The sequence below is a fragment of the Aliiroseovarius crassostreae genome (genome assembly GCF_001307765.1).
Taxonomy (GTDB): Bacteria; Pseudomonadota; Alphaproteobacteria; order Rhodobacterales; family Rhodobacteraceae; genus Aliiroseovarius; species Aliiroseovarius crassostreae.
This window is the reverse complement of record NZ_LKBA01000006.1, coordinates 415843-429692: the sequence shown is the minus strand read 5'-3', so window position 1 is coordinate 429692 and position 13850 is coordinate 415843. Positions and strand designations below refer to the sequence as shown.

At 60.3% G+C, this 13850-nt stretch carries 11 protein-coding genes; 5 read left to right on the top strand and 6 right to left on the bottom strand.

Annotated elements, in window-relative coordinates; genetic code table 11:
- Nucleotides 1-71: 71 nt before the first annotated feature.
- Nucleotides 72-1295, top strand: a complete 1224-nt coding sequence (locus AKJ29_RS08425) for an NnrS family protein (RefSeq protein ID WP_055189817.1) — start codon at nucleotides 72-74, stop codon at nucleotides 1293-1295.
- Nucleotides 1296-1326: 31 nt separating this feature from the next.
- Here AKJ29_RS08425 and AKJ29_RS08420 read toward each other — a convergent pair whose 3' ends face one another.
- The 4 genes from AKJ29_RS08420 to AKJ29_RS08405 are packed head-to-tail and all read right to left on the bottom strand — an operon-like array spanning nucleotide 1327 to nucleotide 6159.
- Nucleotides 1327-2790: an aldehyde dehydrogenase gene (locus AKJ29_RS08420; RefSeq protein ID WP_055189815.1), complete on the bottom strand. Its 1464-nt coding sequence runs from the start codon at nucleotides 2788-2790 to the stop codon at nucleotides 1327-1329.
- A gap of 18 nt (nucleotides 2791-2808) precedes the next feature.
- The gene (locus tag AKJ29_RS08415; protein WP_055189813.1) at nucleotides 2809-3846 is read right to left on the bottom strand and encodes an LLM class flavin-dependent oxidoreductase; all 1038 of its coding nucleotides are present in this window, start codon (nucleotides 3844-3846) and stop codon (nucleotides 2809-2811) included.
- Nucleotides 3843-5585: an alpha/beta fold hydrolase gene (locus tag AKJ29_RS18465; RefSeq protein ID WP_063139428.1), complete on the bottom strand. Its 1743-nt coding sequence runs from the start codon at nucleotides 5583-5585 to the stop codon at nucleotides 3843-3845. The genes AKJ29_RS08415 and AKJ29_RS18465 overlap by 4 nt, the downstream gene beginning before the upstream one ends.
- Complete coding sequence (locus tag AKJ29_RS08405; RefSeq protein ID WP_055189811.1) at nucleotides 5557-6159, bottom strand: amino acid synthesis family protein; 603 nt, start codon at nucleotides 6157-6159, stop codon at nucleotides 5557-5559. Before AKJ29_RS08405 ends, AKJ29_RS18465 begins: the two co-directional genes overlap by 29 nt.
- A 100-nt stretch (nucleotides 6160-6259) precedes the next feature.
- On the opposite strand from AKJ29_RS08405, the gene AKJ29_RS08400 reads away from it, so the two are divergent.
- Both AKJ29_RS08400 and AKJ29_RS08395 read left to right on the top strand, forming a co-directional pair.
- A complete protein-coding gene (locus AKJ29_RS08400) occupies nucleotides 6260-6958 on the top strand; it encodes a GntR family transcriptional regulator (RefSeq protein ID WP_055189809.1) in 699 nt (232 codons plus the stop codon).
- A gap of 39 nt (nucleotides 6959-6997) precedes the next feature.
- Complete coding sequence (locus AKJ29_RS08395) at nucleotides 6998-7387, top strand: carboxymuconolactone decarboxylase family protein (protein ID WP_055189807.1); 390 nt, start codon at nucleotides 6998-7000, stop codon at nucleotides 7385-7387.
- 12 nt (nucleotides 7388-7399) lie between these two features.
- Here AKJ29_RS08395 and AKJ29_RS08390 read toward each other — a convergent pair whose 3' ends face one another.
- A complete protein-coding gene (locus tag AKJ29_RS08390; protein ID WP_055189805.1) occupies nucleotides 7400-8554 on the bottom strand; it encodes a THUMP domain-containing class I SAM-dependent RNA methyltransferase in 1155 nt (384 codons plus the stop codon).
- 235 nt (nucleotides 8555-8789) lie between these two features.
- Here AKJ29_RS08390 and AKJ29_RS08385 point away from each other — a divergent pair, with 235 nt between their 5' ends.
- Entirely contained in the window at nucleotides 8790-10589 is a 1800-nt protein-coding gene (locus AKJ29_RS08385; RefSeq protein ID WP_055189803.1) for an ABC transporter transmembrane domain-containing protein, read from the top strand.
- A gap of 321 nt (nucleotides 10590-10910) precedes the next feature.
- The gene (locus tag AKJ29_RS08380) at nucleotides 10911-12803 is read left to right on the top strand and encodes an acyl-CoA synthetase (RefSeq protein ID WP_235477356.1); all 1893 of its coding nucleotides are present in this window, start codon (nucleotides 10911-10913) and stop codon (nucleotides 12801-12803) included.
- 116 nt (nucleotides 12804-12919) lie between these two features.
- Here AKJ29_RS08380 and AKJ29_RS08375 read toward each other — a convergent pair whose 3' ends face one another.
- On the bottom strand, nucleotides 12920-13501 hold the full coding sequence (locus AKJ29_RS08375) for an outer membrane protein (RefSeq protein ID WP_055189801.1): 582 nt from the start codon (nucleotides 13499-13501) through the stop codon (nucleotides 12920-12922).
- Nucleotides 13502-13850 lie beyond the last annotated feature (349 nt).

The following is a 13850-nucleotide window of genomic DNA, read 5'->3' as shown; positions in this document are numbered from 1 at the left end:
TCGCGCTTCGGTATTTCCCCGTCACGGATTGAACCCGAAACGCTTTTCCCTTCGAATTCAGAGGCAAACCCATGGCCGACCCGCATCCCTCCAACACCCGAAACAGCTCGGCGCGGGTGCGCCGCTGGACCGGTCCCGCGCTTTTGAGCTTTGGCTACCGACCGCTGTTTTTGGGGGCTGGCCTCTGGGCGGTGCTGGCCATGGTGCTGTGGCTGGTCGAGCTGACCGGGACACGGGTGCTGGCCACCCATCTTGATCCAATCGGCTGGCATGCCCATGAAATGCTGTTTGGCTATCTTGGTGCGGCGCTGGCCGGTTTCATGCTGACCGCCGTGCCAAACTGGACCGGGCGCCTGCCAATTCTGGGCTGGCCGCTGGCGGTCCTGACCGGCCTTTGGGCGGTGGGGCGCGCGGTGATGCTGGTCTCGGCACTTGTTCCGGGCCCGCTTGTCATGGCGCTGGATCTGGCCTTCCCGCTTGCGCTTCTGGCAATGTCCCTGCGCGAAGTCCTCGCCGGTCGGAACTGGAAAAACCTGCCGCTGCTCGCGCTGTTTTCGCTCTACATTCTCGGCAATGCGCTGTTTCACCTCGAGGGGCTGAACGGAGGATTTCCTGCCCGTGGCCCCGGCCTGCGCCTTGGCCTGTCGGCGGCCCTGTTGCTGATCACCCTTGTTGGCGGGCGGGTGATCCCCAGCTTTACCCGCAACTGGTTGGTCAAACAGGGGCAGGAGGGGCGCCCGGCTGCTCTTGGTCCATTTGACCTTATCGTTTTTGCCGCATCCGTGCTGGTGTTGCTTGGCTGGAGCGTGTCGCCCACCCAAACCGCACTTGCCCCCGTGATGCTGCTGGTGGGGGGCGGGCATTTGCTGCGGCTGCTGCGCTGGAAAGGATGGCTGACGCGTGGTGAAGCCCTGCTTTGGGTGCTCCATATGGGCTATCTCTTTGTGCCGCTTGGGTTTATTGCCATGGGCCTGTCCATTCTGGATCCGGTGGCGCTGCCTTATGCGGGGGCGCTTCACCTTTGGATGGCGGGGGGGATTGGTGTGATGACCCTGGCCATCATGTCGCGGGCGAGCCTTGCTCATGCCGGGTTGCCGCTCCATGCCGGTGGGCGGCTGACGCTTGTCTATCACCTGATCATCGGGTCGGTTCTGTTGCGTCTTGGCGGGGCCTATCCCGGGGCGGATGGCTGGGCAAACCACCTCTCAGCCCTGCTGTGGCTTGCAGGTTTTGCGCTTTTCACCGTGCATTACTGGCCGGTCTGGTGCGCAAAACCGGTCCCCAAGCGTTTCTGACTGCCAGCGTGACCATCAGCGCGTCACGCCGTTACCGCATTACAAATGGATCCGGGATCGGGTCATCTGAGGTCCGCAACCAGACCGATTTCACCTTGGTATACTCCATCGCGGCCTCGATCCCCCCTTCGCGCCCATGACCAGACAGCCCGTGCCCTCCGAACGGCGCAATCGGGCTGACCGCCCGATAGGTGTTGACCCAGACAATGCCTGACCGGATGGCGCGGATCATCCGATGCGCGCGCGTCAGGTCCCGGGTGAACAGGCCAGAGGCCAAGCCGAACTTTGTCTCATTGGCGATGCGTATGGCGTCTTCCTCGTTGCGAAAGGACACGACGGACAGCACCGGGCCAAAAAACTCGTGGGTCAGGCTGTCCGCATCGGGCGCCGCGTCGCAATCCAGAATGGTTGGCGGGAAATAGAACCCTTCGCGGTCAACGGGTTGCCCGCCGGTGATGAGCTTTGCCCCCTGCGCCACCGACCGTTCGATCAGGTCCAGCGCCAGATCGCGCTGGCGCCTTGTGCAAAGGGGCCCGACCTCGGTCGCCATGTCATCCGGTGCGCCGATCACCACCGCTTCGGCCTTTTCCTTGAGCCGGGCAAGAAAACCCGCCTTGATGTCTTCATGCACAACAAGGCGTGACCCCGCCACGCAGCTTTGCCCGGTCGCTGCAAAGATCCCGGACACCTGGGCATTGACGGCACTTTCCAGATCCGCGTCGTCAAACACGATGAAGGGGGATTTGCCGCCCAGTTCCAATGAGGTCGAGGCAAGGTTTTCTGCCGAGTTTCGCACGATATGGCGCGCGGTCTCCGGTCCGCCGGTAAAGGCCACATGGGCAATTTTTTCGTGGCGGGTGAGGGCCGCGCCCACCTCTGGCCCGCCCGTGATCACGTTCAATACGCCCTTGGGAAAGCCTGCCTGATCAAAGATCCGGGCAAATTCCAGCATCGGTGCCGGCCCGTCTTCTGAGGCTTTCAGCACCATGGTGCAGCCCGCCGCCAGCGCAGGTCCGATCTTGACCGCAGACAGGAACAGCTGCGAATTCCACGGCACGACTGCGGCCACAACCCCGAGGGGCTCACGCCGCAGCCAGACCTCCATATCCGGTTTGTCGATCGGCAGATGCGCGCCCTGGATTTTGTCGGCCAGCCCGGCGTAATAGCGGAAATACTCTGCCACATAGGCGATCTGCGCCGAGGTTTCACGGATGATCTTGCCAGTGTCGCGGGTTTCCAGCTCTGCCAGCCGTGGTGCATTTTTTGCGATCAGATCCGCCAGTCGCATCAGCAGCTTGCCGCGGGAGGTTGCGGTCATCCCCGCCCAGTCAGATGAGAAAAATGCCGTTTCAGCCGCCTCCACCGCCCGGTTCACATCCTCGGGTGAGGCATTGGGCATCTTTGCCCAGACCTGCCCGCAGGCGGGGTCGAGACTGTCGAATTGTGCGGTCCCATCTTCGAAGGCGCCGCCAATATACTGCTGAAATCTCTGCATTTCTTTGTCCCTTAACCGCTATTGGAATGCGGGCATCACGTCCTTGATAAACCGCTCCAGCGACGCTTTCTTGCGCTCAAAGCTCATCGAACTGTCGATCCAGAAGGAATATTCATCATATCCCAGCGCCTCATATCCCTTGAGGCGCGCAATCACCTCGTCCGGGGTGCCAATCACCAGATCCCGTTTCATGGCCTGTGCAGAGTAGAACGGATGGTTTGCAATGTCCTCCTCTGTCAGCGGTTCGATCAATCCCTGCGTGATCTCGCGCTTGTTCATGAACCAGGCGCCGAAATAGCAATAGAACCGATTGAGCTCCTCCGCCCCCAACTCGGTGTCGGCTGCATCTTCGGCCACATAGGTATGTTGCAACAGCATGATCTTCGGGCGCGGCTGGTCCGAATGCTTCTCACAGGCGGCGTTGAACTTGCCCATCAGATCGGCAACCTCTTCGTCGCCTTTCCACAGCGGTGTGACCTGCACGTTGCAGCCATTGGCCACGGCAAATTCATGGCTGTTCGGGTCGCGTGCGGCGATCCAGACCGGCGGGCCGCCTGCCTGCACTGGCTGCGGGGCCGAGGTAGTTTTGGGGAACTGGTGGAACTCGCCATCATGGGCGTAATCGCCCTTCCACAGCGCCTTGACCGCCGGCACCAGCTCACGCAGCCGCTGGCCTGCCTCCCAGGCGTCCATGCCGGGCATAAGGCGCTCATATTCAAACTCATAAGCGCCGCGTGCGATGCCCAGCTCCAGCCGACCGTCGGTAAGGATGTCGGTCATCGCCGCTTCACCGGCCAGCCGGATCGGGTGCCAGAAGGGCGCAACCACCGTGCCCGTGCCAAGCCGCACATTTTTGGTGTGGCGCGCCACGTCAATCAGGTTCAGCAACGGGTTCGGGGCAATGGTGAAGTTCATCCCGTGATGCTCGCCGGTCCAGATCGCGTGCATCCCGCCCTGATCGGCGATTTTGCACAGGGTGATGAACTCGTCATAAAGCTGCTTCTGGTCCTGATCGGGTGAGATGCGCTCCATATGGGCAAAAAGTGAAAACTTCATTTGGACGAACTCCCTTGCGACAGCGGACGCACATGGCCGCTGTTTCGATTGCCATAATAGACCCCAAAATTCCCCATCCGGCTTTCGGCCGCGAACCGTTCCAGCATGGTGCGCATGGCAGGGTCGGCGATGTCTTTCAGGGCAGCGGGGGACAGGTCGAAAAAACTGCCCTGCGCAGGGGTGCCCTCCGCCGCCTGACAGAGGAACGAGATATGCTGATGTCCGCGCGTTTCATCTTCGTAGACCGAGTAAATGAAGCCCGGATCGACACAGATGCCAAGACCGTCGATCAGTCGGGTCAGGGCCGCAGATGCCCCGTCTTTCTTAACCTTGGTTTCCGGCAGGGTAAGTTTCCCCTCTTGCGTGTCGACCAGCAGGACCTTGCCGTTGTGTTCAATCAGGGCTGAGATGATCAGGTCGGCTTGATTGGACAGGGCTTCGACTTCGGCTGCGGGGGTGACATAGGCGCCACGGGCATAGCCCAGACCGGGGGCGGTGCCGTTCTCGAACGCTTCGACCCGGCCGATCAAAATCAGGTGGTCCCCTGCCTCGATCGTGTTGAACATGGAACAATCAAACCAGGCGGAGGTGCCGGAAAAAATCGGACTGCCCTTCGGCCCCGCCTGCCAGTCCACCGCTGCAAAGCGATCGGAAACCGGGCGGGCAAAGGTGTTTGACACATCGATCTGCCCTTCGGAGAGGATGTTGACCGCAAATCCATCGGTCTGGGCAAAGGTGTTGTAATTGCTTGATGTATTGGCAAGGCAGACCAACACCAGTGGTGGGTCGAGGGACACCGAGGAGAAAGAATTTGCGGTGAACCCAACCGGGTGCCCCTCCGCATCATGGGTGGTCACCACGCAGACCCCGGTCAGGAAGGCCCCAAAGGCGTTGCGAAGGGCACGGGGATCAATCTCACGCATGATGTGCTCCTTTGTTGAGGATGTGAGCCAGGTTGCCAAGGCGGCGTTGACCGCCTCCGGGGCTGTCAGGTTCACCATGTGACGGTGGCCTTCAATGATGACAGCATGTCCGTCTGGGGTCTCGGCCGCCATGGCCTGCGCCATGGCAGGTGTTGAGTTCAGGTCGCCGTCTCCGGTAAGGGCAAGGAGCGGGCATTGGATCTGTTTGATCTGATCCGCATAGGTCTGGTCCCCGCGCGCAAAAGCAGTATAGGCCGTTGCGTAGCCGTCGATATTAACTTCGGTTAACCAGCCTGACACCTGACTGCGGGCTTGAATTTCTTCCGGGGTCGAGCCGAACCAACGCTCCAGCGGTGTCTCCAGATCGAACGCGCCGGAACGGATCGTTTCTGCGCGGAACAGGACCGCCGCGCGGGCGGATGGGCTGCGGCGAAAGACACCGTTCAAAAGCGCAACACGCTCAACCCGCTCGGGGTGGGTGACAGCATATCCTGCGGCGATCAGCGCGCCCATGGAGTGACCGATCAGGCTGACCGTGCCCAACTCCAAGGCATCCAAAGCCCCGCCCAGCCAGACCACAAAATCTGCCAGTTGTGCCTGTGCGGAAAGGGGGGAACTGCCACCATGACCGGGCATGTCCAGCGCAATCACCCGATGTGAGCGGGCCAGAGTGGCAATTTGCGGCGCCCAGGCGGCAGATTGCATGCCAACCCCGTGGATCAGAACCACGGTCTGGCCAAGCCCCGCCTCGCGATAGGCCAGCGTGCCCCCCGGAAGGGGGCAGGACTTATACGGCGGCAGGATTGTCGAGGTCATGCCCCAATTCCTTCAGATCCTGATAGCGATCACCAATGCGGTGGTGCGGGCGCCCACCGATCGAGGCCCCAAGCGCCACAACAATTTCATCGGCTCCGGGCGCATCCGCCACCTGCAGGGCGATGGTCAGGTAATGGCTGCGCCGGCCGCCATCGTTTTTGTCCATCAGTGGAATTTGCAGCGGAGCGTTGGCCGGGCCGCGGGTGTTGGTAAAGGCCAGATAGGATTTTGCCCCGACGGCTTCGCGATAGTGGTTGCCGAAACGAAGGGTGTGGATCAGCGCAGAGGCATGTTCGACCTCTCCATTCATGCCGACAATGGCGGCCTTGCCATAACCCTCGACCTTGTCGCCACCCCCTGCCGCGTCCAGCACCATATCTGTCAGGAGCTTGCCCAGCCCCGGCGCACAGTCATGGATTGCGGGACGCAAATCCTCGGTAAACCCTTGCCCGGCCCAGGGGTTTTTGATCACGGCAATGGCGGCAATCATCCTGAGAGGGGTCGCGGCGGGTTTGCCCCCTTCGATCAGCGTGTCTTCAATATGGAGCAGTGTTTTGCGGATTTCTGCGGGCATGGGCGGCCTTTCTCGATTCGATATCAGTATCATGGTATACCATAATGCAGTCAGTCAATATGCTCTTGCCTGAAATGCGTGTCACTGCTAAGGGAGACCCATGACCAAACCGACACTTTCACCGATTGAACAGCCCCCCAAAACCCTGCGTGACATGGTGCAGGAGCGGGTGCGGGATGCGATCATCGAGGGGCATTTCAAGCCGGGTGACCGCCTGGTCGAGCGCCCGTTATGTGATCAGTTAGGGGTCAGTCGAACCGTAATTCGTGAAACAATTCGGTATCTTGAGGCGGAAGGGCTGGTGGAGATCCTGCCCGGACGCGGCCCGATTGTAGCCAGGATGAGCCGCGATGATGCGCGCCAGATCTATGACATCCGCCGAATGCTGGAAACTGCTGCCGCCGAGAGTTGTGCGCGTCGGATTACGCCCGAGCGGGCCAAGACCCTCTGTGCTGCTTTGGTGCGGTTGCAGCGGGAACGGGGGGGCGAGCCGGGCAATCTGTTTCGGGCCTCTGCAGATTTCTACTCCGAGATTTTCCAGGGGGCCGGGCATCACATTGCGTGGGAAATCGTGCAGCGACTGAATGGGCGGATCTCCCGGTTGCGGATGATGACATTGTCCTCAACCGACCGGGTGCGGTCGGGCGCGGAGCATATGCAGGCGATTTGTGATGCCATTACCTCGGGGGATCCGCAGGCGGCGCGCAGGGCTGTCAACCAACATCTGGATGACACCACCGAAATTGCGGAACGGCTCTTGGCTGAGACAGAACAGGGGACCGAGGCAGGGCTGGAATGAGCGCCGCTGCGGTTTCCAAATTTCCTGAAAGGACCAATAATGGATGATCTGTTCAAGGCCGGGATGGCCAAGCGAAAAGCGACCTTAGGTGCTGAATATGTTGAGAAAAATCTGGCAGCAGCGGATGAGTTCTCTCGTCCGTTCCAGGAGGCGATGACCGCGTGGTGCTGGGGTTTTGGCTGGGGGGATGAGGCGATTGACGCGAAAACGCGCTCGCTCATGAACCTGTCGATGATTGGCGCGCTGGGCAAGATGCACGAATGGGAACTGCATCTGAATGGCGCGATCAACAATGGCGTCAGCTTCGAAGAAATCCGTGCCGCGATCCATGTGATTGCGATCTATTGCGGCGTGCCGCAGGGGGTGGAGTGTTTTCGCATTGCGCGTAAGGTCTTGGAAGAGAGAGATATTTTGCCGAAGGGCGCGTGAGTCCCGATCAGATCAGGGCAGCGGATCCGTCTGGTAAAGTTTGACCCGCAGGCCGCCGTGATCCACGGGCGGGCCGGGGGGCAGGAGCGGCAGTTTGGTGGCTTTTGCCAGCCCCCCATCCGAGGTAATGAGGCCCACACGCCAGCCGGAAAACCGCTCTTGCAGCACCTGACCCAGTCGGCCATGCAACGCAAAGAGTTGTTTTTTATCGCCAATTCGTTCGCCATAGGGCGGGTTCACAATAACGATGCCCGGATCACAGTCAGGGCGTTGAAGATCGCTGATCGCGGCGTGGGTGAACTGGGTGAGCGCCGCCACCCCCGCGCTGTCTGCGTTCTTGCGACTGTTCTCAACCGCACCCGCGTTGCGGTCCGAGCCAAAGAACTGCGGCGGGGAAACTTTAAAGTTTATAAGGGGGCGCGCAGGGCGTTCTTTCAACTTTTGGTAGGTCTCAAAGTCGAAAGTTGTAAGTTTTTCGAAGGCAAAACTGCGGCTGCGCCCCGGCAGCAGCCCCGCCGCCCACTCTGCGGCCTCGATCACAAATGTGCCGGAGCCGCACATCGGGTCCAGCACGGGCGGATTGCCGTCAAACCCCATCTCCCGCAGGAACAGCGCGGCGAGGGTTTCGCGCATCGGCGCCTTGCCGGTGGCGGTTTTGTGGCCGCGCTTGTGCAGGCTTTCGCCTGAGCTGTCGAGGCTGATGGTGCAGAGGTCCTTTTCAATCCGCACCTTCACCGTGATCTCGGCCTCTTCGGCGCGGTCAGGCAGTTGCGCCCCGATCACATCAACCAGCGCCTTTTCAATGCGTTCACTGGCCGCGCGGTCGTGATAGATTTTCGACTTCCGGCAGGTGGTTTCGACCCGGACCGGGATCCCGCGCGGCAAAACTGCGGCCCAATCCACCTGATGGGCGCGCTTGTCGAGCTGCGACAGGTGGGTCACGGGAAACTGGTCGATGCGCACCAGAACACGGGTTGCGCCGCGCAAGGTCAGGTTCGCGCGCCAGACCTCTTGCCAGCGCCCCTGAAACTGCACCCCGCCGGGCACGCATTTTGGCGCGGAAAACCCGGCAGAAAGTGCCTCACCCCGCAGGGCCTGTTCAAGGCCGGGGGGGGCGACAAGGAAGATGTCGAGGCGGGTGTTTTTCGCGGGGTGCTGCTGTGTCATGGCGCTGGTGTAGCCCGCGGGGCTACAAAGGGAAAGCGGTCATGTCCTGTGGCAAACCCCGCGGTGCAACCGATGGATCCGGTTTTGCGGCATGGCAGTCGTGGGATCAGGGGAAAGGGGGCTGGGGAAGGGTGTTTCCGGCGTCAATTCCGGCCCGGCCTCTTGTTCCCGCGCGGCAGGGTCGTTATTCCTCGCCAGAGCCGGGGGCATTTCTGCCCCGATGAGGGAGAGCCGCATGGCAAGACGACAGAACGCCGGTATGGATATCGACAAGCGGGAGAAATCCAAGCGGATTGGTGCGTTGAGTGGGCTGTGGCCCTTCATGGCACCGCATAAGCTGTGGATCCTCGGTGCGTTTGCCGCGCTGGTGTTCACGGCGGGGATTTCGCTGATCCTGCCGATTGCGGTGCGTCGGGTGGTGGATGGTTTTGACGCTGACGGGGGCGCGGGACATCTGCTGGACAAGTATTTCGTAGCCGCCCTTGCGGTGGCGGGGTTGCTCGCGCTGGGCACCGGGCTGCGCTATTATCTGGTGACGCGTCTGGGCGAACGGGTTGTTGCGGATATTCGCAAGGCGGTGTTTGACCGCGTGGTGGGCATGAGCCCGGCCTTTTATGAACGCATCATGACCGGGGAGGTTCTGAGCCGGATCACCACCGACACCACGCTGATCCTGTCGGTGATCGGATCGTCGGTTTCGGTGGCCCTGCGCAATATGTTCATTTTCCTGGGTGGTCTGATCCTGATGCTGTTCACCTCGGCCAAGCTGACAGGGCTTGTGCTGCTTTTGGTGCCGATTGTGGTGGTGCCGATCATCATCCTTGGGCGGCGCCTGCGCAATCTGGGGCGTGAGAACCAGGAATGGATCGCCAAAAGTTCAGGCAATGCGTCGGAATCGCTTTTGTCGGTGCAGACTGTGCAGGCCTTTACCCATGAGGATCTGAGCCGCCGTGAGTTTGCCGACCTGACCGAGGAAAGTTTTGACAGCGCGCGGATCCGTATCACGACGCGGGCCATCATGACGGTGATCGTGATCACGCTGATCTTCTCAGGCGTGGTGGGGATCCTGTGGATCGGGATGCATGATGTGACCGACGGGGGGATGTCGATCGGCGCGCTGGTCCAGTTTGTGATCTATTCGGTCATGGTGGCGGGCGCGGTGGGCGCCCTGTCCGAGATCTGGTCGGAGCTGCAGCGGGCAGCGGGGGCCACTGAGCGGCTGGTTGAGCTTTTGAATGCCGAGGACAAGGTGCAGGACCCGGCTGAGCCCAAGCTGATCTCTGCCCGTCCCGAAGGGGCGATTTCGTTCAAGGATGTGACTTTCCACTATCCGTCGCGGCCGCATTTCGCAGCTCTTGAAGGGATCACGCTGGAGGTGAAACCCGGTGAGACCGTGGCCCTTGTGGGGCCGTCCGGGGCCGGGAAGTCAACCATTATACAGCTGCTGGAACGGTTTTATGATCCTGACTCCGGCTCGGTGGAGTTGGATGGCGTGGATCTGCGCGACATGCGCCGTGATGATTTCCGCAAATATATCGCCATGGTGCCGCAGGATGCGGTGGTGTTTGCCACGTCGGCGCGGGAAAACATTCGCTTTGGCCGCCCCGACGCAAGTGATGCCGAGGTGGAGGCGGCGGCCCGGGCGGCGGCGGCGCATGAGTTCCTGACCAGCCTGCCGGACGGGTATGACACCTATGTGGGTGAACGCGGCGTGATGCTGTCAGGCGGACAGAAGCAGCGCATCGCCATTGCCCGTGCAATCCTGCGCGACGCGCCGGTTCTGTTGCTGGATGAGGCGACCTCGGCGTTGGATGCCGAAAGTGAGCGTCTTGTCCAGGCTGCGGTGGATGAGCTGGCGCAGGGGCGCACCACGCTGATCGTGGCCCACCGTCTGGCAACGGTGAAAAAGGCGGACCGGATTGTGGTGTTCGAAGAGGGGCGGATTGTGGCCCAGGGCACCCATGATGAGCTGGTCGAGGGGGGCGGACTTTATGCGCGTCTGGCCAAGCTGCAATTCACGGAAGGCGGGGCCTGAGGGTCTGACCTAAAGCGTTTCAGGATAAACTTGAGACATATGTTTCTTCCGTAACGCCCACGACATTGATAGCTTTTGCGGCGTTTCGGTTTTCCCCTGTGCCAGGTTAAAACTGAAACGCTTCAAGGTAAGCTATTGCAAACACGTTAAGAAACGGATCGACCCTCCGGGATCGGTCCGTTTTTCGTTTTTTTCGTTGTTTTTATGAAGTGACGCAACTGCACTTTTCTTGCGCGTCAGGTTCCCCTTGCCCGGTCTCACGTTTAAGATCATTCTTTTCGGATCAGACGACCCACATGAAAGGGCGCGGGAGGAAGAAGAATGTATGATTTTGGCTCGATGATTGACCGGAACGCGGTTGAGGCCGAAATGACATGGGAGGCACGCGACACGCCAAAGTCGCTTTACCAGATGCTGGAACGCACGGCGAAGAAATTCCCGAACCGTCCGGCCGTGTCGTTTCAGCTGACATCCGGGGCGGCGGATCCGAAGGAGACCGTGACCTGGCGTGAGATGCTGGAGCGGTCCTGTCAGGCGGCAAACCTGTTTCGGTCGCTGGGGATTGGTGAAAATGATGTGATCGCCTATCTGCTGCCCAACTCGAACGAGACGATGTATGCGCTGATGGGGGGCGGGATTGCGGGGATCGTGAACCCGATCAACCCGCTTTTGGATGCCGAGCAGGTGGCGGGCATCCTGCGTGAAACCAATGCCAAGGTGCTGGTCACACTACGGGCCTTTCCCAAGGCCGAGGTCGCCCAGCTTGCCAATGAAGCCGTGGCGATGGCGCCCAATGTGAAAACGGTGCTGGAAATTGACCTCAACCGCTATCTCAAGCCGCCGAAAAGCTGGATTGTGCCACTCATCCGCCCGAAAGTGCCGGTGAAACACAATGCCCGCGTGCTGAATTTCAATGCCGAGATGGCCAAGCAGAACAAGGTTCTGGACTTTTCCGATAGCGACGAGGATCGCGTGGCGGCCTATTTCCATACCGGCGGCACGACCGGCACGCCGAAAGTGGCGCAGCATAAAAACTCGGGCATGGTCTATAATGGCTGGTTGGGGGCCAATCTTCTGTTCAACGAAGAAGATGTGATCATGTGCCCGCTGCCGCTGTTCCACGTCTTCGCGGTCCACGTGATCTGGATGGCCTGCCTGATGTCCGGCGCGCATTTTGTGCATCCGACCCCGGCGGGGTATCGCGGTGACGGCGTGTTTGACAATTTCTGGAAGCTGATTGAACGCTACAAGGTCACCTTCATGATTTCGGTTCCAACGGCCTTTGCCGCGCTGATGCAGCGCCCGGTGGATGCGGATGTGTCAACGCTGAAGACGGCGTTTTCGGGATCTGCCCCCTTGCCGATCGAGCTTTACAACCGCTTTGTTGACGCGACCGGTGTGAACATCGTCGAAGGGTATGGTCTGACCGAGGCCACCTGTCTGGTGTCGTGCAACCCTCCGACCGGGGCCAAGAAGGTGGGGTCGGTCGGGGTGCCGTTCCCCTATACCGACATCAAGATCCTCAGCTGCGATGAAAGCGGCACGATCCTGAAGGAACATGGTGTGGATGAGGTGGGCGAGATCTGCCTGACCAACCCCGGTGTGTTCACCGGCAATACCTATACCGAGGCCGAAAAGAATGCCGGCATGTTCGCGGACGGCACCTATATGCGCACCGGCGACCTCGGGCGTCTGGACGAAGATGGCTATCTGTGGATCACCGGCCGCGCCAAGGATCTGATCATTCGCGGTGGTCACAATATCGACCCGGCCGAGATCGAGGAATGTTTGGCCGGGCATGAGGCCATTGCCATGGTGGGCGCCATTGGCCAGCCTGACAGTTATGCGGGTGAACTGCCTTGCGCTTATGTGGAACTGGTTGCAGGGGGCTCTACCACCCCGGAAGAGCTGCGCGCCTATGCCAAGGCCCATATCCATGAAAAGGCTGCCCTGCCGAAATATATCGAGATCCTGGACGAGCTGCCGAAAACCGCCGTGGGCAAGGTGTTCAAACCGGATCTGCGTAAAAAGGCTATTGCCCGGATCTATGATCAGGCCCTTTCTGAGGCTGGGCATGAAGCGTTCGTGGCTGAGGTGATCGACGACAAGAAACGCGGTCTTGTGGCCCGCCTCAAAGCCCGCGGTGAGGTGGATTACGAAGCGATTTCCCATGTTCTGGGGGAGTTCACCCGACCCTATGAATGGATGGAATGACGCGCAGTCCACAAAGAAAGTCACTGCAAACGCCCGGGACCTATCCCGGGCGTTTGGCGTTTAAAGCGCCGCGACATCAGGTGTCAGGCGCGTGACCCCGAAACGCTTTGACCAGATCAGAACCGATAGCTGGCGCGCAGCTGGATGGTGGTGGCATCCACATCCACGCCGGATCCGTCAAAATCCGAGAATTCGTGATACAGAAGCTCAGCCCCGACGCTGAAATTGTCGGTCATGCGGTGTTCATATCCAAGACCGATGAAATATCCGCTGTCGTCCCGATCCTCAAGGGACGTGTGGGCATAACCGCCGGTGAGATAGGCCAGCCCCCGCCCCAGCTTGGGTCCGCCACGGGCCTTGAGGCGCAGGACGTGCTCCAGATTGGCCTCGTCGCCGATATCGATATCGGTGACGTCATAATCAATGCCAAGCCCGGCCACCCAGGTGCCGAAATCGTAATCATACCCGGCGATGATCCCGCCGATCAGCCCGTCCCCATTTGCGCCGGGAGCATTTGTGCCAATATCGCCATAGCCAATTTCTGCGCCGATATACCCGCCGGTCCAGTCGACCGAGGGGGGTGGGGCCGGGGTCACGTAAACCGGTTGGGGCGCAGGGGCGGGGCTGGGATTGCCCGCATGGGCGCTGCCGCCAGCCATAAGTGCTATAATTGAAAAACAGGAAATCGTTTTGAACATGGTCTGATCCTTTCCTAAAGCGGTCCGGCCTTTCCCAGAGGGGGGGACAGCCGAAACGCGGCAAGAGATGTCAATGTTTTGGGCGCTTCGGGATAAACTCGGGATAAACAAGGAGCACTGGAAAGGCAGGTCACCGGACCTGTCCCAAAACGTTTTACTGAATGCCGGCCCCCCGGCTTCGCTGCACATGAACGGGTGTTCATGGCAGCCGAAACGCCGCTTGAACACAGATAATCATTGCGCGGGCGGGGACGCCTTAAGGCGCATCCGTGGTGCGAAAATGCTCTGAAAGATTAGCTAAAATAATATTGTTCCGCCAGAGCGGTGAAAAAAAATGGCCAAAACCGGC

What these genes read in the sequence shown, in the direction of transcription:
- AKJ29_RS08425 (WP_055189817.1), top strand. Translation starts at nt 72, where the DNA reads ATGGCCGACCCGCATCCCTCCAACACCCGAAACAGCTCGGCGCGGGTG.
- AKJ29_RS08420 (WP_055189815.1), bottom strand. Translation starts at nt 2,790, where the DNA reads ATGCAGAGATTTCAGCAGTATATTGGCGGCGCCTTCGAAGATGGGACC.
- AKJ29_RS08415 (WP_055189813.1), bottom strand. Translation starts at nt 3,846, where the DNA reads ATGAAGTTTTCACTTTTTGCCCATATGGAGCGCATCTCACCCGATCAG.
- AKJ29_RS18465 (WP_063139428.1), bottom strand. Translation starts at nt 5,585, where the DNA reads ATGACCTCGACAATCCTGCCGCCGTATAAGTCCTGCCCCCTTCCGGGG.
- AKJ29_RS08405 (WP_055189811.1), bottom strand. Translation starts at nt 6,159, where the DNA reads ATGCCCGCAGAAATCCGCAAAACACTGCTCCATATTGAAGACACGCTG.
- AKJ29_RS08400 (WP_055189809.1), top strand. Translation starts at nt 6,260, where the DNA reads ATGACCAAACCGACACTTTCACCGATTGAACAGCCCCCCAAAACCCTG.
- AKJ29_RS08395 (WP_055189807.1), top strand. Translation starts at nt 6,998, where the DNA reads ATGGATGATCTGTTCAAGGCCGGGATGGCCAAGCGAAAAGCGACCTTA.
- AKJ29_RS08390 (WP_055189805.1), bottom strand. Translation starts at nt 8,554, where the DNA reads ATGACACAGCAGCACCCCGCGAAAAACACCCGCCTCGACATCTTCCTT.
- AKJ29_RS08385 (WP_055189803.1), top strand. Translation starts at nt 8,790, where the DNA reads ATGGCAAGACGACAGAACGCCGGTATGGATATCGACAAGCGGGAGAAA.
- AKJ29_RS08380 (WP_235477356.1), top strand. Translation starts at nt 10,911, where the DNA reads ATGTATGATTTTGGCTCGATGATTGACCGGAACGCGGTTGAGGCCGAA.
- AKJ29_RS08375 (WP_055189801.1), bottom strand. Translation starts at nt 13,501, where the DNA reads ATGTTCAAAACGATTTCCTGTTTTTCAATTATAGCACTTATGGCTGGC.